The organism is Kurthia sp. YJT4, from assembly GCF_030219945.1.
GTDB classification, from domain to species: domain Bacteria; phylum Bacillota; class Bacilli; order Bacillales_A; family Planococcaceae; genus Kurthia; species Kurthia gibsonii.
On record NZ_CP126689.1, the window covers coordinates 2,703,062 to 2,726,341 of the forward strand.

Below are 23,280 nucleotides of genomic sequence, written 5' to 3' on the forward strand. Positions count from 1 at the left end.
GTTGCACGAATGAACCTTTTAACATATACCCAAATTTCAAGCTTTCAAAATAACATTTCTATCATAGCACTCTCAACATTTATTGGGGCAGAAAAACGTAAAAAGTTATCCTTCTTCATATTTTTTTCACCAAAAAAGCATCCCGAGTCGTTCAAGACGTTGGAATGCTCTAGGCTAATTAGTGAATATTTGCTTGAATCGTTGTTGTTGCATCATGTTTTAAAATAGCATTTAAATCATCCCAAATTTCATCTGGGAATTGAATGTCTGCTACATTACGAACTTCTAAAACATAGGCCACTTTTGGTTTCTCAACACGATACAATGATAGTAATATACCATCTTTTGCATCTTCTCTAATTTGTTCATAGTCTGTCGCCGTATAATGTGGGATACGTGAGAGTGGCTTTCTTCTCCAAAATGAAAGTGAACGTTCTTTCATCTGAATCAAATGATTGAACCATCTTGTTACAATTTGTGAGACTTCTTCTAAATCGCGCACATATACTTTTGTAAACTTCTCGCTTTTTGATTCTAAATAAACAAATCGATTTTGTAGCTGATGATAAAATGGTGAACGAATCGGCTCTTTTTTATGCCCAATGTATAATAATTCTGCTTGCTCTTGTGGTGTTAAAAGATTTAACTTTTTCTCATCGGAAAAATCGATCCAACACAAGTCGTTTTTTTTATCACTCATTTGCTTGGAAAATTTTGTTAACTCATTCTGTTCAACAAAAGCTAATCGCGTATGCATATTAAAAGAACCTTCTTCTGCATTTTGAATATTTTTTAAAAGCAGCAGATTTCCAAGCTGATCGACTGAAAAAATGAAATCTTGTAAATTCAACCCACTAAAAATAACGAATTGATTCAATTCATTCGTATGTATATATAAATGTCTCATATAATCATCTGCAGTGCGTATTTTTTTCGACAAGTCAATCACCTCTCTCCCCATTATCTATTATAAAATGAAATACGAAAATATGAAACATTTGTGATCTGTTTTCGTCACATCTTTGGTATGAAGCGTGTTACAATAATAAGCGTTATTGTACGCCAAAAGTTATTTTACATTTTTCGTTTGAATTGTTATAAGTTGTGGAATTTTAAGGTAGATACATATTCTTTTCAACTTTGGAGTTTAATATAAGTTAGGAGTTTGCTCAATGAAAATAAAAGTGGACGGGAAAATTTTGACGCTTTTAATTGTACTCTGCGCAATCAGTTGTACATTTATTTATACAGCCGTTGCAGGCTCAAACCAGTACGGCGACCCAAAAAGTTTTGTTATTAAACAGCTTGTTTTTTATGTAGTCGGTATTATTGTCATGATTGTGATTGCCCAAACCGATATTAATAAGTTAAAAACACTCGGTGTTGGTATGTATATCTTCACTTTTGTGATGTTGCTACTATTAATTGTAGCACCTGAAAGTATCGCAAAACCAATTAATAATGCAAAGTCTTGGTATCAAATTCCATTCGTCGGGACATTTCAGCCATCTGAATTTTTAAAGTTCGCCTTACTCATTTTGACGGCTTACATTATTGTGAAACATACGGAACGATATCCCGTAAAATCAATCAAACATGATTTCTTATTACTCGGCAAAATCGGTTTGCTTGTATTACCACCATCATTAATTGTCTATCAACAGCCAGATACTGGGATGATTATGTTATACTTTGCGATGATTTTCCCAATGCTGTTTTTCTCAAATATCTCGAAGAAAATTCTATTCCCAGTTTTAGCAGTTCCGATTGCGATTGTTTCAGTTGTTGCCTATATCTATATCTTTATGAATGATTTTTTCCAAAATAACCTTTTGACAAAATTATCTCCTCACCAACAGTCACGTATTCGTGGTTGGCTTGATCCTTTTAGTTATGGTGACTCTGCTTATCAAACACAAAAAGGGATTTTAGCAATTGGTTCTGGACAAGAATTTGGTAAAGGTTTATCAGGTAATAATGTTTATATACCTGAAAAACATACCGATTTTATTTTTGCTAATATTGGCGAAGAAGTCGGTTTCATCGGTGCTTCATTCGTATTGATCGTTTTATTCTTATTACTTTATCGATTTGTACAAATTGCCTTATCAAATAAGTCACAATATACATCGTTATTAACTGCAGGAATTGTCAGCTTGCTGACATTCCAAATTTTCCAGAATGTCGGGATGACGATGGGGGTTCTTCCTGTAACAGGTATTACACTACCTTTCCTAAGTTATGGTGGTAGCTCACTCGTATCCAATATGTTACTCGTAGGTATTATGGCTGCTATTCAAAATGATAATGGTGATTACATGTTTACGACAAAAGAAGATTAATTAAAAACCTGTGCACGATTCACACTTCAAATGTGAACGTCACAGGTTTTTTTCATAATAAAAAACCAGCTACCCTTTTTTAAAGAAGGATACCTGATTGATTGTTTCATATGTACAAACTAAGTTGAAGTGCCTTGCACCACATCAAATTAGTTATGTGTTTGTGGTTTGTTTTTTGGCGGCGCGAGTGCTTTAAGTAATTCTAGACGAGATTTCGTTGCAGTTGCCTTCACACCAATTTTGGATAAGTTAGAAATAATTTTCGTTACATCTACTTCTCTCTTCATACTCTTACACCTCTCCTTGCTGTCATGAATTAAAACGATTTTCAAGAAAATAAGTTTCATACTTGACGGTTTTTTATTTGCTTTTTTCTTACATCTATCATATCATCTTTTGTCATTAAATTGTTTATCAATATTGTTACATCTTAATTTTTTACAAGAAATTTACAATTTTATTTCACAAAAAATTTGAATACAAATTATACTTACCACTATTTTATCTTATACTTACCACTATTTTATCTACTTTAAACTTTTAATTTCACTTTCTTGCATACCCCTATAGCGTATGTTATGTTATATATATCGTAACTCACCGGAATAGTCTTTCTATTTTACATACCCCCATTAGGTATGTTAAAGTATAACCATACAAATGAACGTAAAGGAGCGATGCTTTATGACAACTGTTCCTGAGTGTCACACAAATAATGAAGAGCGTAAAAGCCACCACCCAGAACATGTTAAGAAAAATCTGGTGACGCGATTGAATCGTATTGAAGGTCAAATTCGTGGAATTAAGGGTATGGTAGAAAAAGATGTATATTGTGACGATATCATCACACAACTCTCAGCAACACAATCTGCACTAAACTCTGTTGCAAAAGTATTATTTGAAGGACATTTAAAAGGTTGTGTCAAAGATCGCCTACAAAATGGTGACGAAGAAATACTAGACGAATTAGTCGTTACGATGCAAAAATTAATGAAAAAATAAGGAGTGCTTGAATATGACAGAAGAAATGCAATTACATGTTGAAGGAATGTCTTGTGGACATTGCGTAAAAGCAGTTGAAAGTAGTGTAGGTGCCATTGATGGTGTCGAAACTGTACGCGTTACATTGGATCAAGGATTAGTTGAAGTAACGTATAATCCTAGACAAGCCTCTGTAGAAGATATGAAGGCTGCAATTGAAGAAGAAGGATACACTGTAAAATAATTTATATTGGGTTGTCTTATATTAAGACAGCCCATTCCTTACAGAAAAATATACCCCCTATAGGTATAAAAGGAGCTGGACATAATGAGTAAATCAAATGAAATTAATCTCGATATTCAAGGAATGACCTGTGCAGCTTGTGCCAATCGGATTGAGCGTGGATTAAATAAGATGGATGGTATCGAAGCTAATATTAACTTGGCACTCGAAACAGGTAAAGTAGTTATCCATAACGATATGAGCGCTGAAGATGTCATTCAGAAAATCCAATCACTGGGCTATGACGCTGTTGTTCATCAAGATGAACAAGAAGGTACAGACTATAAGCAAAAAGAAATCAAACGTAAAACAACACAACTCATTGTCTCCATTATTTTCTCTTTACCACTTTTATGGACAATGGTCGCACATTTTTCTTTTACATCCCATCTATACGTACCTGAGCTATTTATGAATCCTTACGTACAGTGGGGACTTGCAACAGTTGTTCAGTTTGGTATCGGCTGGCAATTCTATAAAGGAGCATACTTTGCACTCCGTAATAAGAGCGCCAATATGGACGTATTAATCGTCCTCGGAACTTCTGCTGCTTACTTTTACAGCGTATATGTTGTTCTGCGAAATGAAGCAGCCATTGAACAAGGACAAATGCTCGATTTATACTTTGAAACGAGCGCTATATTAATTACATTAATACTCCTTGGAAAAGTATTTGAAGCGCGTGCAAAAGGTCATTCTTCTGACGCAATCAAAAAATTACTCAACTTACAACCTAAAACAGCCTTCATTGAAAAAGACGGCGAGCTACTCGAAGTACCTGCAAAAGAAGTCCAAGTAGGCGATATTTTAGTCATTCGCCCCGGTGCCTCTATCCCCGTAGACGGTGAAGTAGTATCAGGTTCATCTGCTGTAGATGAATCCATGTTAACAGGTGAAAGTTTACCTGTAGATAAAACCAGTGGTTCCAATGTATTTGCTGCTACTGTTAACAGTAATGGTACACTTCGTATTAAAGCAACGAATACAGGTAATAAAACGGTGTTATCAAATATCATTAAAATAGTTGAAGAAGCACAGGGTTCAAAAGCACCTATTCAACGTCTTGCTGATCAAATCTCCGGTATTTTTGTTCCAATCGTTATTGGAATTGCAATTTTAACATTTATTATTACACTCTGGGTTGTCGATACAACCTTTATTACAGCCCTTGAACATACCATTGCGGTACTCGTTATCGCTTGTCCATGTGCACTTGGTCTCGCAACACCGACATCCATTATGGCTGGTTCAGGGCGTGCTGCTGAAATGGGTGTTCTTTTCAAAACTGCTGAAGCACTAGAACAAACTCGTACAATTGATACAATCGTTTTCGATAAAACAGGAACGATTACAAAAGGACAACCTGTTGTTACAAACTTCTATGTGAATCGCTCACATGATGAGGAAGAAGTAATGCAGCTGATTGCTTCTGCTGAAAAAGCATCTGAACATCCTTTAGCACAAGCGATTGTGCACTATGTCGAAGAAACAATGAAAGTTCAAGCTGCAACGGATTTCCAAGCCATTTCAGGTCATGGTATTGAAGCAACAATTGAAGGTAAACAAGTAATTGTCGGAAACCAACGTCTACTTGAAAATCGTATGATTACAATTCACGATATTGAAAATTTCGATGAACAAGGAAAAACGATTATGTACGGTGCGATTAACGGACAACATGTAGCAACGATTGCTGTAGCGGATGAAGTGAAAGAAACATCAAAACAAGCAATGGCTGAATTGCATGCTTTAGGTATTAAAACCGTTATGCTAACAGGTGACAGAGAAGCTGTTGCACAAGCAATTGCTAAAGAAGTTGGCATTGATGAAGTCGTATCAGATGTATTACCAGCTGGTAAAGCAAATGAAATCAAACGACTTCAAAAAGACGGAAAAGTTGCAATGGTTGGCGATGGTATTAACGATGCGCCTGCTCTTGCAACGGCAGATATCGGGATTGCGATGGGAACAGGAACAGACGTAGCAATTGAAGCCGCTGACATTACAATTATGCAAGGTGACTTAATGCGTGTTGTACAAGCTGTTAAAATGAGTCGTGCCACTGTTCGAAACATTAAACAGAACCTCTTCTGGGCACTCGCTTATAACTCAATTGGAATTCCAATTGCCGCAATCGGCTTACTAGCTCCATGGGTTGCAGGTGCTGCCATGGCATTTAGTTCTGTATCTGTTGTACTCAATGCCCTTCGCTTACAACGTACAAAAGTATAAACACTCTTAAGGAGAAGCTGACACATCGTCGCTTCTCTTTTTTATGCTCTTTACTGTTTTAAGTTACTTGATTACGTGTATAGGTAAAGAATGGATTATTTTTATCTATTCCTCTTTAATCTACTAGGCATATTTGATTTTTTTAGTATAGTATAGAGTGTACAAAATGAAAGAAAGGAGGACATACTATGAATAAATCATTAATGCTTCTCTTATCCGTTCAATTCCTCGTATATGTTGGATTTGGGCTTGTTATTCCTGTTCTACCACTTGTAGTAACCGAACAAGGGTTTAGCGATATTCATGTGGGTGGCCTATTAACTGTCTATTCTCTCGCTAGCTTCTTCACGGCACCTATTTGGGGAAGTCTCTCTGATAAAATGGGACGAAAAAGACTTATTCTCATCGGGTTATTCGGCTTCAGTATGAGCTTCTTAATTTTTGCAATCTTCTCTGATTCATTAATCATGATGTATGTATCTCGTATTATCGGTGGTTTATTCTCTGGCGCACTTTATACATCGGTGACTGGATTTATCGGTGACTCATCTTCAGATGAAAATCGTAATATGTATATGGGCTTCATGGGGATGTCGATTGGTTTAGGCTTCATTTTCGGTCCAGCAATTGGTGGATTACTTGGTGCAATTAGTATTAATATGCCATTCTATGTATCATCTATTTTATTACTTATTTTATTAGTTTATGCATCGCTTGTGTTAAAAGACCCACCGCGTAAAGGTGAAGCCGAAAAACGTGCAATCATTCCAAAAGGAGCTTCAACTCTTTTAAAATATCGTGTACGTTATCTATTCTTCTTCTCATTCATGGTGACATTCTTATTAGCAGGTGTTGAATCAACACTTCAACTATTCCAAATTGATAAGATTAATATTACATCGGCTCAACTTGGCTCACTATTCTTATTTAGTGGATTAGTCGACTTTGCGATCCAAGGCGGTGTCGTTCGTAAAATCAAAGATGGTTCCGAATGGATTTTCATCATTATTGCACAAGTCGTAACCGCAGTTGGACTCGCTATGTTCCCATTCACAAGTAGTTTAGCATTCGCTGGTTTTGCACTCTGTGTATTTACAGCAGGTAACGCACTAGCTCGTACATTAACTACTTCGCTTGCTTCAAAAGAATCTGGTGGTAAGTATGGTACAGCCGCTGGTTTAAGCTACTCAATGGATAACTTAGGTCGAATTATCGGTCCAATGTTCTTTACATGGATATTTACAATGCAAATCAACTTACCTTATATCATTGCGGCTTCACTCGGTCTATTATCAATCTTTGTCATCTTAACATTCAAAGCAAGTAAAAAGACATTACGTGAACCACAAGTGAAGGTTGAAAAAACTTAACTAAAAAAACAGGCTCGGTATATTGTATCTCACAATACATGCCGAGCCTATTTATTTATCACAATAAAAAGCACACCTATTTGTATGATAGATGTGCTCTCTTTATTAAACTTCTGCTAAGTTTTGAGGTTCTTTTGAGTTGAATGTATCTTTGTCTAATTCACCTGTTGCACGAGCTGATGTTACACCAGCAACCATTGAACCACTTACGTTTAACGCAGTACGTCCCATATCGATTAATGGCTCTACTGTAATTAATACACCTGCTAAAGCAACTGGTAAGTTCATTGCTGAAAGTACGATAATTGCTGCAAATGTTGCACCACCACCAACACCTGCTACACCAAATGAACTGATAGCTACAACTAAAATTAATGTAAAGATGAAACTTGGTTCAAGTGGATTAATACCGACAGTTGGTGCAATCATAACTGCAAGCATCGCTGGATAAACACCCGCACAACCATTTTGACCAATTGATACACCAAATGATGCCGCAAAGTTCGCAATTGCATCTGGCACCCCTAAACGTTTCGTTTGAGTTTGGATATTTAAAGGTAAAGTACCTGCACTCGAACGTGATGTGAATGCAAAGATTAATGTTGTTGAAACCTTCTTCACATACGTAATCGGGCTAACACCTGTTAAGCTAATGATGATTAAATGAATAACAAACATTGCAATTAATGCTGCATAGGAAGCGATGACGAATTTCCCCATGTTGTAAATCGCACCGAAATCAGAAGTAGCAACTGTTGAAGTCATAATTGCTAAAATACCGAATGGAGTTAAACGTAAAACGATTTTTACAACATTCATTACTAATGCATAAATCGCTTCAATTCCTGTTTTAATTAAATCAGCTGTTTTTGCATCCTTACGACGTACACCTAGATAAGCAAAGCCTAAAAACGCTGCAAAAATAACGACTGCAATTGTTGAAGTTGGACGAGCGCCTGTTAAGTCTAAGAATGGGTTTGTAGGTAACAGATCAAGAATTTGTTGTGGTAAAGTACGGTCGCCCATTTCCTCTGTTTTTTGAACAATTTGTTCACCACGTTGTTGTTCTGCACTACCATTCATTAATGAACTTGCATCTAAATTAAAACTTGCTGCTGACGCAATACCTACTGCTGCTGCAATACCTGTTGTTGCAACAAGTGTAATTAAAATAATGGATGCCATCTTACCAAAATTCTTACCGACAATTACTTTCGTGAATGCCGCAACAATTGAGATAAATACTAATGGCATTGCAACCATTTGTAGTAATTTCACATAACCTGAACCGATAATGTTAAACCAATCGGTTGATTGAACCAAAATATCTGATGTAGCACCATATGTAAAATGTAATGCTAAACCATATAAAATCCCTAGTCCCAAACCTGTAAATACACGTTTAGAAAAAGATACCTTCTTTTTATTCATAACGACTAATAAACTAATAAGACCAATTAAAATAACAACATTTAATATTGTTAAAAAGATACTCATGGATGTTCCTCCTCTTTGACAAAAGATATTCTTTCGTTGCTTTTCACATAATAATATAACAATACCTATCGGTCAAGTATGTTTTATTCATAAATATAATATTACTTCTTTCCAATGAAGGAGTAAGATATACTTATAAGGAAAAATTAGGAGGGAGAAATCATGTTAATTAGCGATACAACTCATCTCATTTCATATATCGTTTCGGTGACATTATTTTTCAATATCATACTTGCTCTTGCTATTATCTTTTTGGAAAGACGCGAATCATCTTCGATTTGGGCATGGCTTCTCGTACTTTTCTTTATTCCCATTGTCGGGTTTATTTTATATTTACTACTTGGACGTAAACTGACAAGACGACGTATGTTTAGATGGAGTGGACGTAAAAAGATTGGTATCGAAACATTAGTTGACTATCAAATTGAATCGATTAAAGAAGGTAGTTTTGAATATAAATTATCTGAAACAGCTTCAAAATATAAAGAACTTATCTACATGAACTTGTTATCAAATCACGCTGTTTTAACACAAGATAATCACATTCATATCTTCGATGATGGACAAGATAAATTCGATCGTCTTTTAGAAGATATTGCTGAAGCTAAACATCATATCCATATTCAATACTACATTTTTAGATTAGATCGACTAGGCACACGCATTTTAGATGCACTCATTGAAAAAGCGAGGCAAGGTGTACAAGTGAGAGTCCTCTATGATGAAATGGGATCACGCGGTGTGCATAAAAAAGATTTTAAAGCTTTAATTGAACAAGGAGGAGAAGTAGAAGTATTCTTCCCGTCTGTTCTTCCTTTAATCAACCCACGTATGAACTATCGTAACCACAGAAAAATTGTTGTAATTGATGGAAAAGTTGGTTATATCGGTGGCTTTAACGTAGGCGATGAATATCTAGGTTTAAAAGAGAAATTTGGTTACTGGCGTGATACGCATCTACGTATTAATGGCAGCTCTGTTCAACCATTACAAACACGTTTTTTACTTGATTGGAATCAAGCATCTGATCGTAAAAATTTAGAGTATGAAGATAGTTTCTTCCCAACATTTTATCGTCAAGGGAATACAGCTATTCAAATCGTATCATCTGGACCTGACTCAGATTGGGAGGCAATTAAAAACGGTTATATTAAATTAATTAATATGGCTAAAAAATATGTATATATTCAAACACCTTATTTCATTCCCGATGATGCTTTTATTAACGCTGTACGCATTGCTTGTCTATCTGGAATTGATGTACGCATTATGATTCCAAATAAACCAGATCACATTTTTGTTTACTGGGCAACTTACTATTATGTTGGTTTATTAATTGAAGCTGGCGCAAAAGTATATGTTTATGAAAATGGCTTTTTACACACAAAAATGGTCGTAATTGATGACGAAGCAGCTTCTGTCGGAACGGCAAATATTGATTCACGAAGCTTTAAATTAAACTTTGAAGCAAATGCGTTTATCTATGATACCGATGTAGCACATCAACTGGCTGAACTATTTGAACGCGATATTTTATATTCTTCTGAGCTAACACCTGAAAAATATAAAAATCGTTCAACCATCATTAAACTGAAAGAATCTATTTCTCGATTGCTATCACCTATTTTATAACGAAAAAGAACTCCTGTATGACTTGTTTATAATCATACAAGAGTTCTTTTTTATTATCCTTTTGCACCGAGATATTCTTCTAATGTCGAGTTATTCTCATAAATTTCTGTCGCTATTTTTTCACCTACATAGCGGAAATGCCACGATTCATGTTTATACCCTGTGACTTTTTCTTTTCCTTTTGGATAACGCATAATAAAACCATATTTATGTGCATTTTTAGCTAACCATTTACCTGCTTCTGTTTCACCAAAACGGTCATCCGCATAGTCTCCTGGCTTTCCTACCTCACCGATATCAAAGGCTAAGCCTGTTTGATGTTCGGAAAACCCTGGACGCGCACTATACGTATCTGCAGCCTCTTTTCCATCTCTTTTCACATAGCCATCATATAAAACTTTTTGACGATCGTATGAGCGATATGTGCTAAATGCATCAAATGTATATCCTGCTTTTTTAGCCGCTTTATTTAATTGTTCAAATGCTTTTCGAGCTTCTTTACTTTCACCTGGCGCAAAATTTTGAGGCATTGGATATACTTTGTTCGCAATTAAAACACCTTTTACATAGTGTTCTTTTTTAGGTGTTTTTTGATTAATAATATAACCACCTGCATCTCTTTTCTCTTGTTCTTTTTCAGTGTTAGTCGTTTGCTGTGATGTTTGTTCTTTTTTGGGTTCGTTCGATTGCTCTTTTTGCTCACTACAAGCTGCTAATAGAATGCTACTACTTAGTAAAAGTGTTGCAGTCCATGTAAATGTTTTTAATCGCATCACTTTTCCTCCTTTATTCTCTGTTCCTTTTATCTTCACTAAAAATGCAGCATCTCATCAAGAGATCCTGCACTTTTCATTACTTGATTGATTCAATTGTAAGACGTTACTTACATAAAAAGGTTCACAAATAGAATACCTGCTGAAGCAATACCGAAGAAAATCGATAAATTGCGCATCCAGCGTGATTCTTTTTCAAAACCTTTTGAAGCCATATCTTTTGCACGCACTGCATTTGTTAATGTAAACATAAGTGTAATACAAAATACTGCCCAGTTGAAATTTTGTTTAATTAGTAAGAATACCGCTAATACACTCGTAATTAAAACGGCGATTCCCATAATTCTTTTCGACACGTTTATTTTCCTCCTCTAATAAAAAAGGCTGTCCTCTTTTACATGCAACTGAGAATCACAGATGGATTTTCAATTGTATTATGTAAATAGAGAGACTGCCTTTGTCTAAGCTCAACACTTATTTTTTCTTTTTCTTCTGTTGTTTCGCAGCACGCTCTGCTGGTGTTAATTTACGTTTTTCAGCGGGAGCTTCTGGTTCAGATTCAACTGTACCACCGAATAGCTTTTTCTTTGGTGCAGGTTCTTGACCTTCTGGTACTGCTGGTGGATATAGCTTACGTCCAATGATTGTTTGAAGTACAAGTAGTGCACCACTAACAGACCAATATAGAGGTAAAGCAGCCATACTTGTGAACGAAATGAACATGATCATAATCGGTGAGATGTACATCATAAGCTTCATTTGTTTCTTTTGTTGCTCTGGAATTGTCCATAGAGATACTTGTGCTTGGAAGAAGTATACAGCACCCGCGATTAATGTCATCGCAATATCCGGATCGCCCAGTTTGAACCATAAGAAGTGATGCGATTGTACATCTGCAGAATAACGAATTGCATAGTACAGACCCATGATAATCGGCATTTGAATAATCATTGGTAAACAACCCATGTTTAATGGATTTACACCATGCTTCTTATATAGTCCCATCATTTCTTGTTGTAGAGCCATTTGCTCTTCTTTAGACTTCGCTTGCTTTAATTTCTTTTGAATATCGTCCATTTCAGGCTTTAACTTGTCCATTTTTTCTTTCATACCTTGTTGATTCTTATAGTTACGAATCATGAATGGCATTAAAATAAGACGTACTAAAACTGTGATAATAATGATGGCACCACCATAACCACCATCTAGAACTGTATTACCAAAGAAATCAATTAAAAACTCCATCGGCTTTACGAATGTGCTATAGAAGAAGCCTTCTTGGTTCTCTACTGCTTCACATCCCGCTAAAATAAACGGCGCTAAACCGAGGATTGAAATTAATCCTAGTTTCTTTTTCACTATTTTCACCTACATCAATTTTTTCACTACTGTGAAGTATACAGTATGTTAGTACAATTAATCAAATCAAAGAAAGGTACATTTAAGACATTTTATAAAATTCTTTCTGGTAGTTGAAAACGGAAATACTCATGATCAACTTGATCGCGGAAATGTTTTGGTGTTAACCCAACATATTTTTTGAAAATTCGCGTGTAATAACTTTGGTTACAGAAGTGGAATTGCTCAGAAATGTTTGAAATACTTTTGTTCGTATGACGCAAGTAATACTGTGATTCTTCCACACGACGTACATTTAAATATTCAACTAATGTAATGCCCACATGTTCCTTAAAAATTCGAGATAAATGTGATGTACTGATTGAGAAATGAAGTGCAATATCTTCAACTGATAAGTCAGTCTCTACTTCGTCATCTATGTACATAATTACTTTGTTTACAGTTTGATGCTTATAAGAAGGCTGTTTTCTTTCTGAAATTACATAAATGTAAAATTCAATTAAGTCATCTGCGAACTGTAAAAATTCAGCATCGTTCATTCTTTCATCAATCATCTCTACGCATGCTGCGTTAAATGCAAATGCTTTTTTAAATGGAGCTTGATTCTCTACTAATTTGCGTGTTACCACAGAAGATAAAACAACGAAGTAGTGTCGAATTGCTCGGAAAAAGTGCTTGCCTGAACGCTCTGAAAGAATATCAATTAGCTTGCCTAGTGTTTCTTTTGCAGCTTCTTCTTCTAATTGATAAATTTCTCTTACTAATTGCGCTTCAATATCAAAGAATTTGTCGATACCATCGTAGCGATTCATCGTTTCAATTTCTTGAAAGTATCGCTTTGAAATAGCTTCTGAAATCGAATATTGGTGTTGTAGCATAAGCTTCCCCATCTTTCTAAAATTACGCATTTTGTAATAACCCACTTTATACTATATAACGAAAATAGTAATATGAAAATAGTTTTAACCCTATTCACACAAAAAATGTAAAAAAATATAAATTGAGCCTTTATACTTACTTTCCTTACACACAAAATACCTGTTTTTTATAAAAATTATACATTAATATTAATTAAAGGGAAAGACCACGTTCCTGTTTTTTATGATAAATTTTGCATTTTTTTCACAGATATATACTATTTTTTTCGACTGTAATTCCATAAAATGAAGCTATTTATCGTTCAATTTTATCATATAACTACTTTTTTCAGGTTGTTTTATTTTCTTTTCTTAAATTTACCTCATTGATGTAGTAAAATGTTATAATAGTGTGTAAAATAAGATTATGAGAAGACAAGGAAAGAAACGAGGTATGAATTAATGGATCCAAGATCAATTGAGGAATTGATAGAGGTTATTAAGGAGTTTTTCCCGGACAATACATCAATTGTTGTTTCAGACACAAAAGAGTATCTTTATTACCAACCAAGTAAAAAGATTGATTTAAAAATCAAGCCGGGTGACCCAATTCCAGAAGGTTCGGCAACACATAAAGCACTAGATTATGGTCAAAAAATTAATTCATTTATTGAACCAGATATCTTTGGTGTTCCTTATTACGGTATGTCAATTCCACTTATGGAAGAAGGCGAGCCAAAAGGTGCAATTACAGCTGTATTCCCACAAAAGCCATCACCATTCTTAACAAATTATATTACAGTCAAAATTGATGATTGCTGGTACCCTGTAAAACACAATGAAGTGATCTACTTAGAAACACAACTTCGCAAAACTTTCGTTAAGACGATGTCTAAAGAAGGTTACCACCGTTTAAATTTAAGTGATTTAGAATTATTCTTATCGCCAGATACCTTTATTCGATGCCATCGCTCATATATCGTTAACATTGATTTCATCGATGAAATCCAACCAGACTCACATTCAACATTTTTATTAATCATGAAAGACGGCACAAGAATACCTGTCAGCCAACGCTATGCAAGTTACTTCCGTCGCTCTTTAGGTTTTTAGTTTATATGTAAATCCAAAGTATGCTTTTAATAGCTACTTTGGATTTTTTCTTTTTTATACCATATTTCATTTGTTATTGTATCGTTAAAACTATATTGTAGAAATATTCTATTTTCTATTTTCAGCAAATATTTTCCCTATTAATCATTTTTTAAACCCTTTCATGCATTAAAGAACTATATGTGACAATTTAGTGATAAAATTTTTTTGAACTAAATTTTCCAAAAAAATAATATTTATTCTAGATAGAAAAGGGGAGTTTTTCATGGTTGCAAAAGTTGAAGAAAGATTACGCGCCACAGCACTTGCTCATAAAGTAATGTCTGCTGAAGAAGCGGCTCGTATTATTACAGATGGTATGACTCTTGGTTTAAGTGGCTTCACTCGTGCTGGAGATGCTAAAGCTATTCCAATGGCATTAGTTGATCGTGCAAATGCTGGTGAAAAATTTAAAGTAAACGTATTCACAGGTGCTTCATTAGGTTCAGATATTGATGCTTTAATGTCAGACGCTGGAATCGTTAATAAACGTCTTCCATTCCAATTAGACCGCACAATGCGCAGTCATATCAATAAGCAAGATATGTATTTTGTGGACCAACATTTATCAGTAACAGCTGAATACTTACGTCAAAATGCTATCGATGCAATTGATGTTGCTGTAGTAGAAGCTGTCGCAATTACTGAAGATGGTATGTTAATCCCAACAACTTCTGTTGGTAACTCACCAATCTATGTTCAAACAGCTAAAAAAGTTATCGTTGAGTTAAACTTGGCTTCATATGAACAATTAGAAGGTATTCATGATATTTATGTACCAGAAGCACAGGGCGAACGTGGACCGATTCCACTTGTAAACGCTTCAGATCGCATTGGTACAATCGGTATTCCATTAGACTTTGATAAAGTAGCTGCAATCGTATTAACAGATCAAGTAGATACACCAACTACAATGACTGCAATTGACGATGAAACACAACAAATCGCAGATCATATTATCGACTTCTTCCGTAAAGAAGTAAAAGAAGGTCGTCTAACAGAAACACTTGCACCATTACAATCAGGTGTTGGTTCTGTAGCAAATGCTGTTCTTGGCGGTATGGCAAACTCAGAATTCAAAGACTTAGAAGTTTATTCAGAAGTACTACAAGACTCTGTATTCGATTTAATCGATGCTGGTAAAGTAAAATTCGCTTCTGGTTGTGCAACTTCTCTTACAGCTGAAAAATTAGACGCTGTATTTGGTAACTTAGAACGTTATAAAGATAAACTTTGCTTACGTCCACAAGAGATTTCAAACCATCCTGAATTAGTTCGTCGTATGGGTTTAATCGCGATGAATACAGCACTTGAGTTTGATATCTACGGTAACGTAAACTCTACACATGTAGCAGGTAATAAAATGATGAATGGTATCGGCGGTTCTGGTGACTTCGCTCGTGCTGCACGTACGTCCATCTTCATTACAAAATCATATGCTAAAGAAGGCAAAATCTCATCTGTTGTACCATTCGTTTCACACGTTGACCACAACGAACATGATGTAGATGTTGTTGTAACTGAACAAGGTTTAGCTGATTTACGTGGTTTAGCTCCACGCGAACGCGCTGAACTAATTATCGAAAAATGTGTACACCCTGATTACAAACCAGCGTTACGCGCTTACTTAGAAGAAGCGAATACACGCGGCGGGCATACACCTCACGTACTTGAAAAAGCATTCTCATTCCATACGAACCTAGCTCAATATGGTCAAATGCTTCCTCCTGTACATGCTTAATTTATGATACAAAAAAGGAATCACGTCGCTATAATGACGTGATTCCTTTTCTTTTACACAATTATTTCTTTTCTTGTTCTTCATTTTGGTATTGAACAGAAGTTAAACCACCTTCTGCTACCATTTCATCTTCTTCAATTTTGTAGTCTTTTTCAGGATTACCAGTAATGCTATCATCATAGTGTGTTGCATGTACAACTTTTTCATCATTATGACGCTCTTCACCTGTTTTATCTTTATTGGCATTTACGTACTCATTTACTTTATCTTTTGTGCTGTTGAAAGCAGCTAATGCTTTTTCACGATTTTCTGGTTTCTTTAAGTATGCATAAGCTCCTGCTGCTAAACTTGCTAATAATAATGTTTTCTTTTTACTCATAATAAATTCCTCCCAGTTAAGTTCATTAAAACTATTATACCCGAAACAACTTTTCCTCAACCTAACATTTACTATTTTCTATATTACATTTAAGTAACCTAATATTTCAAATGATACAAATTCTATTTTTTTTGAAATAAATTGTTTACATTACCTATATTTTGTATGTATAATATATAAGGATTCTAGAGTTAGTGAACACTAACTTTTATGTAGAGAGAATTAGAATCTCGTCAATAATCTGTTCGCTCGTCTTAGTTGTTGAACGGATTTTTCGATTTTAACTTCATCTAGAGGGGGTAGCGGAAACTACTCTCTTTTTTTATGACGTATTTGCTCATTTGAGGTGATTCAATATGTATGAACCAAAGAGTACAAAAGGAAATCTAACGAAACAACGTATTTTACATATCGCGCGCAGTCTATTTTATCGTCAAGGCTACGACTGTACATCAACAGCACAAATTGCAAAGCAGGCTGATATTTCGGAAGCTGCTATGTATAAATATTTTAAAAATAAACATGATTTATTATTAGCTACTGTTCAACCAAGTGTTTTATTTAATCGTACAAAAGAAGAACTTATTTCTTTGCCGAATGATGAATTAATTCAACTATGGACTTCTGATTTACTTGAAAAGATTTTTGCTAACCGTCCACAATTTACAATTTTATTTACGGAAGCGGTTCGCCACCCTGAGCTATCAGAACAATATACAACGAGTTTATATGAATTAACACATGGAGATCATGAAATTTTAAGGCGAATGAAACAAGGTCGAATAATGGAAATCGATTTGAAGTTATTACAAGTTGGTATTATCGGTGCAACATTGTCGATGGTACAACATACCTTTATTTATAAGCCTGAAACTGAATTCACACATGTGCCAGAGCATATTAAGAAAACTATCTTTCAACTCATTCAAGGTGAGCTGTTAAAAAAAGAACAGGAGAAATTGCAGTAATCTGCACTTCTCCTGTTCTTTTTCTTATTGCATAGGTGGTAATGTTTGATCGGTTGGCTTTGGTTTACGTACAAAGCACATAATTGCTGCGATATAATATAAAATTGATGTAATACTAATCAATCCTGATAGTACACCTGCTGCGATTAATAGACCACCTGTTGCGTTCATGCTTTTATTCTTCATTAGATAAACAAACGCGATAATACCTAAAACAACTGAAATCACTAATAATGCGACAATCACCCAACCAAATGTATTAACGAACGGTTGAATGACATCAATAGCTTCTTGCATCTCCTCAACAGTTATTTGTTCTTGCCCTGTCTGATTTTGTTCGACTACAATTTCTTCAACCGTATTTGGATCATCAAAAACGACGCCAATACCGAAGATTATAACAGACATTAAACCTATTCCTAGTACACTACAGATGATTGCTGCCATCGTTAATACTTTTTCTACAGTTCTTTTCATATTCTCATCCTTTCAATTTTTTATTCTACATATTATTGGGTTAATTTCAAATAATTTCATAAAAAGAAACCATCTTCCCATGTAAATCTACGGAAAAGATGGCTTTTGGTTTCATGCTTTTGATACTTTTATGTCATCATATGTGTTCGAACGCTCGAAAGCTGCGACAACATATGAACAAACTGGCTCCATTTTATAATGATTTTTACGCGCGTAGTTCGCTGCAGTATCTAATAATTGTTTGGCAACACCTTGCCCTCGAAGCGAATCATCTACGAATGTATGATCCATCACCATAACATCACCTAATTGCGTCCACGTAATTTCAGCAACATTTTCTCCATTGACTTCATGGATATAAGCACCTTGATTTCCGTCTTGTTTTAAACTAAATTCCATTTCATCAACCTCCTTTTCCATAGTTTACCACAATTTATTGAATTTTAAGTGGATGAAGACTCGCTTCTATTTCTGTACGTTTCGGTTCTAAAAATGGTGGAAGTGCTAATTTATTTCCCATTTCATCTAATGGTTCATCTGCATCAAAACCTGGTTCATCTGTTGCTAGTTCAAACAGAATGCCGTTTGGATCACGATAATACATTGAACGGAAATAGTAACGGTCTACTTTTCCAGATGTTACATAACCAAGTTCATCAAATTTTTTAACCCATTCATCATATTCCTCAAAATTGTTTACTCTAAACGCAACGTGATGCACACTGCCTCTACCTGGTCTTTCCATCGGTAAATCGAGTCTTTGTTCAATATGCACTTCTCCTGCTGGTCCTCCAAGACCTGTTGAAAATACTAAGATGTTCGGTTGGTTTGGCACAAGTGATGGATAGCTTCCGATATATTCAAAACCAAGTACTTTTGTTAAAACACGTTCTGTCGCCTGTGTATTACGCAGTGTCAATGTCACACCACCTAATCCAACAATCGCATATTCAAGTGGAATATCATCCACTTTCCAAGGCTCTCCATATGGAATGCCCGAACCGTCATCTACAACAAGTAAAAAACGCGCCAAGTCTTCGTCTCGAAACGGCAATACTTTACGTCCAAAACGTTCTTCAATTTCTCCGTGTTCAACACCAAGCTCATCGAAGCGTTGAACCCAAAATGCTAGTGCTTCTTCTGATTTCACACGAAATGCTGTGCTATTAATACTCGATACACCTTCATGTGTTCTACCTGCCATTGGGATATCGAAGTATGTCATATCTGTACCTGGTGTTCCAACTGCATCCGCATAAAATAAATGATATGAAGATGTATTATCCTGATTTACAGTTTTTTTAACTAGACGCATTCCTAAAATACGTGTGAAAAAATCGTGATTTCGTTCGATATGTGAAGTAATAGAAGATACGTGGTGAATACCACCTAATTGTAATGTCATATAAAACACTCCTTTTAAAAATTATCTTGAATTCGAGATATTTATTGCATTTATCTTAACATGCTTTATTTTAAATTGCAAAATAAAAAGCAATTGATGTTTTCAGCTCTACATCAATTGCTTTTATCTAATTAGTTAAACCAACCTTTTACTGTATCTACAAGGTTTTGGAAGAAGTTCTTCACACTCGCCCAGAAACCAGTATCACTATTAATATCATTTTTGATATTGTCTAGTTTATCTTTAATTGTGTTATTTAAGTCATCTAGTTGTGAAGACCATTTACCAAAGTCGATGTCTAATTTACTGATTTTATCCATTAAATCAACTAGCATTTGACGATCTTGGTCGCTTAGTTGAATGTTTAATGTGCTTAGTTTATCATCGACAATTTGAGCTACTTCTTCTTTTGTAGCTGGCTTTTGTTTTGCAATTTCTTGCTTAATTTCTGTTAGTAACTGACTTACTTTTTCATCTGAAACATTTGAATTTTTTGCTAAACCTGTTGCTACATTTAACTCTTGGTTTGCTACATCTGTACGGTCTTTATCGAGCTTTTTACCTGTTGTTGATTCATATGCTTTATAAATACCTGCTAATGCAGAATGTCCTGTTACAGGTTTTGGTGCCGCTACATCTACTTTTGCATCATCTACACCTGCAGTTAACATTGCATTGGCATACATATCAGACGTTACTTCTGTAATATCATCTGGTGTGACAATATTAATCGCTAAGCCTTTTCCTTTATCTTGTGGCGTGATTTTTGCTGATGAGTATAGTCTTGCGCGTGGATTACCATCTTGAATATACTTCGCAATATCCGCTCCTGTAACAGTGATTTCTTCTGTTTCCTCATCTGCTGCTACATTTAAACTTTTCTTCACTTTTTCTTTTTCATCTGCTGTCAATGAATCACCATATACAGCGATTGGTACACCTAGTTTTTCATTTACTGCATCTTTATTCGTTTGTGTAGCTGTACTAGCTAAACTAATTGTTGGTGCTGCAATAGACGTTGTTGCCAGACCAATAGCTGCTACAACTGCGATTACTTGCTTTTTCATATATTCTTACACTCCTTTACAAATTCTTCTGCTTCTTTCGCGCTATACAATAATACGAAAAAATAAGGGAAAGGTTTCTTTATTCGTTTATAACATCTTTTTTATACAATTGAGTATGAAAAAAAGGAGGATACCTACGCATAAAGCTACGGCTCCTCCTGTTAAAATGAGAGGGGAGTTGGAATGACTTCGAATAGAAGTTATTTTAGAATAGTCCATCCATCTTCTTGAACAATTCTTCCTGCTTTCATTAATGTACCTAATGCACGTTTGAAAGCTCCTTTACTCATGTTAAACATCTCTTTAATTTCTTCAGGTGAGGATTTATCACCGAATGGCATTTTACCGCCTGCTTCTTGAAGGTAGGCAAAAATTTGATCTGCATCTTCTGATAAACGCTCATATACACGTGGTAACATGGAAGCGTTCACTGTACCGTCTTCTTTTACTTCAATCACGCGAACGGTTACGTCAGCACCTAGTCTTGGTTCTGCTTTACGCTCTGATTCATGAACAAAAATACGGTATGGTACATCAACACCAATTAAAAATGTACCTACAGGTAATAAACGATATGGTCTTGCTACAATATTTTGATTGAATAATGATGGGTCTGCGTCTTCATAAAGCTCTAAAAAACGATCTTCATTAATTAAACGACCAAATAGTCCACCATTACGATCAACACGTAATGTCACATATAGATGATCGCCTGGCTCTGGCCATAATTCACGAAGTGTTGGTAGATCTTCTGCTGGAACGAATACTTCACGCGAAGTACCGATATCGATTTTTGCACCATCATGTTCACTTACATGTAATACTTTTGCAAAACCATATTCATCTTTTAAGATATGCGGGATTGCTGTTGTTGCAGCTAAGTCGCCACGACGGTCAGCATATAAGAATACTTCAACATGATCATTCAATTGAAGTTCTTCTTCTACATCTGATGCATTTAACGGAATATCTACCTCATCATTCGTTAAAATATATTTTGAATCTAAAATTTCCTTTACGACTAATTTTGTAACGTCGCCTACTTGTAATTGTGTCACTTTATGACTCCTTTCGCACTAAAGAACGGGTTTTATTGTTAATCTTCTTGTTGATTCCTAACAACTTCAAGCTTTTGAAGAAACTCGGGATTTTCTTCTAGCACTTGAATCAGATCTGCTATTCGATCAATTGAATTCCAACTTAAATGATGCTCGATTCCTTCCACATCATGATAAATCAGCTCCTCATTCACACCAATGAGACGCAATAACTTTTCTAATAAGCTATGGCGATCGACTAATCTCTTTCCTAGCTTCGTACCTTTTGAAGTTAAAGTTAAACCACGATAACGCTCGTACACTAAATAGCCATCCTTATCTAACTTCTGAACCATCTTTGTAACAGAAGAAGGAAGCACTGATAGAGCTTCTGCGATATCCGATACACGTGCATAGCCCTTCTGATCAATTAATAAATAAATCTGTTCGATGTGATCTTCCATACTAGGTGTCGGCATCTAGTTCCCTCTCTTTCAATGTCTTATCCTTCTATCTTACTACATGGAAACATAAAACGTAACTACTTCAAGAGAAAGGTCAATTATTTGTACTAATCAGAACTTTTTTTGAAATCAATGAGAAGAACTTTCATCAATTTTAGCGTAAACACAGGTATCACGAAGGTGAAGACCACTTGCATCTAAACAATCATTTCGTAAAATACCTTCTAGTTCGTATCCCGTTCTTTCTGCAACAGCACGACTACGAACATTATCTCGATCACAGCGAATTTCAATTCGTTTCGCACTTAATTCTTCGAAAGCAAACTCTGTAATACGTTTGACTGCTTCTGTCATATACCCATTCCCTTCAAAACGGTCATCAATCCAATAACCAATCTCAAATTTCGGAATTTCCCAATCAATTCGATGTAGCCCTGAGCTTCCAACAAACTCTCCTGTTTCTTTTAAAAATACGTGGAGGCGTAAATCTTTTCGTGCTAAGAAATTCGCATTTGCTTCACGTAATGTTGCACGTACTTCTTCGCGTATAGCTTCTTTTTGAGCCCATGGCATGTAGGCTTTTAAAGAACGCGCAGAACGCTTTTGTGCTTCAAATACAGCATCTGTATCATCTAATTCTGGCATGCGAATCATTAAGCGCTCTGACTCAAAGCTCGATTCAAAGTCCCAATTAATTTGAGGCTTTGGACGTTCCTCTGTTACGTCATCCCAGCAAACTGGCGTTTTTACACCCGATAAAAAATCTTCGCGTGTAATACCATATGTGATTGCATCGTAGTATTCACCTTCTTTTGGTACGTACCATGCCTTTCTAAAATGCGCTTCCTTCACAAAGCCTACACGTTCAAATGTTTTACGCATTGCAACATTATCTTGACGTGTATGACCTTCTAAACGAATTTTACCAGGTAATTTAAAAACATATTCTGAAACTAATCGAAGTGCTTGTAGACCATAACCTTGTTCACGATACTTTTCTGCAATTCTTAAATCGAAAATTGGAATTTCATCTTGTAAATCATAAAGTTGAACAATACCTACTTTTTCACCCTCTGTATTCTCTACCCAAAACGTCTTCACATCGTCTGACTCATAGCCGCCTTCTTCAATCGCCTTTTCAATTAATTCTCTCCCTGGGTGAGAATTCACGTGATAAGGCCATACATTCGTTGTTAAAAATTGAATCAATGGTTCTTGTTCTTCAATCGTCCATTCCTTTAATTCCATTGTATTTCCCTCTTTT

General features: G+C 35.4%; 24 protein-coding genes. 9 read left to right on the forward strand and 15 right to left on the reverse strand.

What is annotated here, in order from left to right; translation table 11 throughout:
• Positions 1–178 precede the first annotated feature (178 nt).
• Complete coding sequence (locus tag QN089_RS13445) at positions 179–949, reverse strand: hypothetical protein (protein WP_350310897.1); 771 nt, start codon at positions 947–949, stop codon at positions 179–181.
• A gap of 223 nt (positions 950–1,172) precedes the next feature.
• Here QN089_RS13445 and QN089_RS13450 point away from each other — a divergent pair, with 223 nt between their 5' ends.
• A complete protein-coding gene (locus tag QN089_RS13450) occupies positions 1,173–2,342 on the forward strand; it encodes an FtsW/RodA/SpoVE family cell cycle protein (protein WP_285215498.1) in 1,170 nt (389 codons plus the stop codon).
• Between the two features lie 149 nt (positions 2,343–2,491).
• Here QN089_RS13450 and QN089_RS13455 read toward each other — a convergent pair whose 3' ends face one another.
• Positions 2,492–2,629 (reverse strand): Lmo0850 family protein, encoded by a 138-nt coding sequence (locus QN089_RS13455; RefSeq protein WP_165442666.1) that lies wholly within the window; start codon positions 2,627–2,629, stop codon positions 2,492–2,494.
• A 397-nt stretch (positions 2,630–3,026) separates the two neighbouring features.
• Between QN089_RS13455 and QN089_RS13460 the strand changes: the two genes are divergently transcribed.
• From QN089_RS13460 to QN089_RS13475, 4 genes are all read left to right on the forward strand, one after another.
• On the forward strand, positions 3,027–3,344 hold the full coding sequence (locus QN089_RS13460) for a metal-sensitive transcriptional regulator (RefSeq protein ID WP_068450576.1): 318 nt from the start codon (positions 3,027–3,029) through the stop codon (positions 3,342–3,344).
• 13 nt (positions 3,345–3,357) lie between these two features.
• Positions 3,358–3,567, forward strand: coding sequence for a copper chaperone CopZ (gene copZ / locus QN089_RS13465; RefSeq protein WP_068450575.1), 210 nt, complete (start codon positions 3,358–3,360; stop codon positions 3,565–3,567).
• A gap of 84 nt (positions 3,568–3,651) precedes the next feature.
• Positions 3,652–5,838, forward strand: a complete 2,187-nt coding sequence (locus QN089_RS13470; protein WP_285215499.1) for a heavy metal translocating P-type ATPase — start codon at positions 3,652–3,654, stop codon at positions 5,836–5,838.
• A 188-nt stretch (positions 5,839–6,026) separates the two neighbouring features.
• Complete coding sequence (locus QN089_RS13475; RefSeq protein ID WP_087681110.1) at positions 6,027–7,208, forward strand: MFS transporter; 1,182 nt, start codon at positions 6,027–6,029, stop codon at positions 7,206–7,208.
• 105 nt (positions 7,209–7,313) lie between these two features.
• On the opposite strand, the gene QN089_RS13480 is transcribed toward QN089_RS13475, so the two are convergent.
• A complete protein-coding gene (locus tag QN089_RS13480) occupies positions 7,314–8,705 on the reverse strand; it encodes an L-cystine transporter (RefSeq protein ID WP_285215501.1) in 1,392 nt (463 codons plus the stop codon).
• Positions 8,706–8,867: 162 nt separating this feature from the next.
• Here QN089_RS13480 and cls point away from each other — a divergent pair, with 162 nt between their 5' ends.
• The gene (gene cls, locus QN089_RS13485; RefSeq protein WP_087681108.1) at positions 8,868–10,337 is read left to right on the forward strand and encodes a cardiolipin synthase; all 1,470 of its coding nucleotides are present in this window, start codon (positions 8,868–8,870) and stop codon (positions 10,335–10,337) included.
• A gap of 53 nt (positions 10,338–10,390) precedes the next feature.
• Here cls and QN089_RS13490 read toward each other — a convergent pair whose 3' ends face one another.
• The 4 genes from QN089_RS13490 to QN089_RS13505 all read right to left on the reverse strand — a co-directional run bounded on the left by QN089_RS13490 (position 10,391) and on the right by QN089_RS13505 (position 13,347).
• A complete protein-coding gene (locus QN089_RS13490) occupies positions 10,391–11,110 on the reverse strand; it encodes a M15 family metallopeptidase (protein WP_068450567.1) in 720 nt (239 codons plus the stop codon).
• Positions 11,111–11,220: 110 nt separating this feature from the next.
• On the reverse strand, positions 11,221–11,466 hold the full coding sequence (locus QN089_RS13495) for a hypothetical protein (protein ID WP_231726970.1): 246 nt from the start codon (positions 11,464–11,466) through the stop codon (positions 11,221–11,223).
• A 118-nt stretch (positions 11,467–11,584) separates the two neighbouring features.
• Positions 11,585–12,469 carry a membrane protein insertase YidC gene (gene yidC / locus QN089_RS13500; protein ID WP_068450565.1) on the reverse strand — a complete coding sequence of 295 codons (885 nt, stop codon included), beginning with the start codon at positions 12,467–12,469 and terminating at the stop codon, positions 11,585–11,587.
• A 92-nt stretch (positions 12,470–12,561) separates the two neighbouring features.
• A complete protein-coding gene (locus QN089_RS13505; protein ID WP_068450564.1) occupies positions 12,562–13,347 on the reverse strand; it encodes an AraC family transcriptional regulator in 786 nt (261 codons plus the stop codon).
• A 441-nt stretch (positions 13,348–13,788) separates the two neighbouring features.
• Between QN089_RS13505 and QN089_RS13510 the strand changes: the two genes are divergently transcribed.
• Positions 13,789–14,439 carry a LytTR family DNA-binding domain-containing protein gene (locus tag QN089_RS13510; protein WP_068450562.1) on the forward strand — a complete coding sequence of 217 codons (651 nt, stop codon included), beginning with the start codon at positions 13,789–13,791 and terminating at the stop codon, positions 14,437–14,439.
• A gap of 265 nt (positions 14,440–14,704) precedes the next feature.
• Positions 14,705–16,219, forward strand: coding sequence for a succinyl-CoA:acetate CoA-transferase ScpC (locus QN089_RS13515; RefSeq protein ID WP_285215502.1), 1,515 nt, complete (start codon positions 14,705–14,707; stop codon positions 16,217–16,219).
• Positions 16,220–16,280: 61 nt separating this feature from the next.
• Here QN089_RS13515 and QN089_RS13520 read toward each other — a convergent pair whose 3' ends face one another.
• Positions 16,281–16,598, reverse strand: coding sequence for a hypothetical protein (locus QN089_RS13520; protein WP_285215504.1), 318 nt, complete (start codon positions 16,596–16,598; stop codon positions 16,281–16,283).
• A 356-nt stretch (positions 16,599–16,954) separates the two neighbouring features.
• Between QN089_RS13520 and QN089_RS13525 the strand changes: the two genes are divergently transcribed.
• Positions 16,955–17,566, forward strand: a complete 612-nt coding sequence (locus QN089_RS13525) for a TetR/AcrR family transcriptional regulator (protein WP_068450556.1) — start codon at positions 16,955–16,957, stop codon at positions 17,564–17,566.
• Between the two features lie 24 nt (positions 17,567–17,590).
• On the opposite strand, the gene QN089_RS13530 is transcribed toward QN089_RS13525, so the two are convergent.
• The 7 genes from QN089_RS13530 to QN089_RS13560 form a co-directional block, all read right to left on the reverse strand.
• Positions 17,591–18,043: a DUF4064 domain-containing protein gene (locus tag QN089_RS13530; protein WP_068450555.1), complete on the reverse strand. Its 453-nt coding sequence runs from the start codon at positions 18,041–18,043 to the stop codon at positions 17,591–17,593.
• 111 nt (positions 18,044–18,154) lie between these two features.
• Complete coding sequence (locus tag QN089_RS13535) at positions 18,155–18,442, reverse strand: GNAT family N-acetyltransferase (protein ID WP_068450554.1); 288 nt, start codon at positions 18,440–18,442, stop codon at positions 18,155–18,157.
• Positions 18,443–18,476: 34 nt separating this feature from the next.
• Positions 18,477–19,448: a ring-cleaving dioxygenase gene (locus QN089_RS13540; RefSeq protein ID WP_068450552.1), complete on the reverse strand. Its 972-nt coding sequence runs from the start codon at positions 19,446–19,448 to the stop codon at positions 18,477–18,479.
• 131 nt (positions 19,449–19,579) lie between these two features.
• Positions 19,580–20,515 (reverse strand): DUF1002 domain-containing protein, encoded by a 936-nt coding sequence (locus tag QN089_RS13545; RefSeq protein ID WP_087681100.1) that lies wholly within the window; start codon positions 20,513–20,515, stop codon positions 19,580–19,582.
• Positions 20,516–20,715: 200 nt separating this feature from the next.
• Positions 20,716–21,573, reverse strand: a complete 858-nt coding sequence (locus tag QN089_RS13550) for a CvfB family protein (protein WP_087681099.1) — start codon at positions 21,571–21,573, stop codon at positions 20,716–20,718.
• Between the two features lie 38 nt (positions 21,574–21,611).
• Positions 21,612–22,031, reverse strand: coding sequence for a transcriptional regulator MntR (gene mntR, locus QN089_RS13555; RefSeq protein ID WP_068450546.1), 420 nt, complete (start codon positions 22,029–22,031; stop codon positions 21,612–21,614).
• Positions 22,032–22,145: 114 nt separating this feature from the next.
• Complete coding sequence (locus QN089_RS13560; protein ID WP_121177137.1) at positions 22,146–23,264, reverse strand: GNAT family N-acetyltransferase; 1,119 nt, start codon at positions 23,262–23,264, stop codon at positions 22,146–22,148.
• Positions 23,265–23,280 lie beyond the last annotated feature (16 nt).

Bases quoted from the DNA above. Each gene is read 5' to 3' on its own strand.
- QN089_RS13450 (WP_285215498.1), top strand. From the start codon at position 1,173: ATGAAAATAAAAGTGGACGGGAAAATTTTGACGCTTTTAATTGTACTC.
- QN089_RS13455 (WP_165442666.1), bottom strand. From the start codon at position 2,629: ATGAAGAGAGAAGTAGATGTAACGAAAATTATTTCTAACTTATCCAAA.
- QN089_RS13460 (WP_068450576.1), top strand. From the start codon at position 3,027: ATGACAACTGTTCCTGAGTGTCACACAAATAATGAAGAGCGTAAAAGC.
- copZ (WP_068450575.1), top strand. From the start codon at position 3,358: ATGACAGAAGAAATGCAATTACATGTTGAAGGAATGTCTTGTGGACAT.
- QN089_RS13470 (WP_285215499.1), top strand. From the start codon at position 3,652: ATGAGTAAATCAAATGAAATTAATCTCGATATTCAAGGAATGACCTGT.
- QN089_RS13475 (WP_087681110.1), top strand. From the start codon at position 6,027: ATGAATAAATCATTAATGCTTCTCTTATCCGTTCAATTCCTCGTATAT.
- QN089_RS13480 (WP_285215501.1), bottom strand. From the start codon at position 8,705: ATGAGTATCTTTTTAACAATATTAAATGTTGTTATTTTAATTGGTCTT.
- cls (WP_087681108.1), top strand. From the start codon at position 8,868: ATGTTAATTAGCGATACAACTCATCTCATTTCATATATCGTTTCGGTG.
- QN089_RS13490 (WP_068450567.1), bottom strand. From the start codon at position 11,110: ATGCGATTAAAAACATTTACATGGACTGCAACACTTTTACTAAGTAGT.
- QN089_RS13505 (WP_068450564.1), bottom strand. From the start codon at position 13,347: ATGCTACAACACCAATATTCGATTTCAGAAGCTATTTCAAAGCGATAC.
- QN089_RS13510 (WP_068450562.1), top strand. From the start codon at position 13,789: ATGGATCCAAGATCAATTGAGGAATTGATAGAGGTTATTAAGGAGTTT.
- QN089_RS13515 (WP_285215502.1), top strand. From the start codon at position 14,705: ATGGTTGCAAAAGTTGAAGAAAGATTACGCGCCACAGCACTTGCTCAT.
- QN089_RS13520 (WP_285215504.1), bottom strand. From the start codon at position 16,598: ATGAGTAAAAAGAAAACATTATTATTAGCAAGTTTAGCAGCAGGAGCT.
- QN089_RS13525 (WP_068450556.1), top strand. From the start codon at position 16,955: ATGTATGAACCAAAGAGTACAAAAGGAAATCTAACGAAACAACGTATT.
- QN089_RS13530 (WP_068450555.1), bottom strand. From the start codon at position 18,043: ATGAAAAGAACTGTAGAAAAAGTATTAACGATGGCAGCAATCATCTGT.
- QN089_RS13535 (WP_068450554.1), bottom strand. From the start codon at position 18,442: ATGGAATTTAGTTTAAAACAAGACGGAAATCAAGGTGCTTATATCCAT.
- QN089_RS13540 (WP_068450552.1), bottom strand. From the start codon at position 19,448: ATGACATTACAATTAGGTGGTATTCACCACGTATCTTCTATTACTTCA.
- QN089_RS13545 (WP_087681100.1), bottom strand. From the start codon at position 20,515: ATGAAAAAGCAAGTAATCGCAGTTGTAGCAGCTATTGGTCTGGCAACA.
- mntR (WP_068450546.1), bottom strand. From the start codon at position 22,031: ATGCCGACACCTAGTATGGAAGATCACATCGAACAGATTTATTTATTA.
- QN089_RS13560 (WP_121177137.1), bottom strand. From the start codon at position 23,264: ATGGAATTAAAGGAATGGACGATTGAAGAACAAGAACCATTGATTCAA.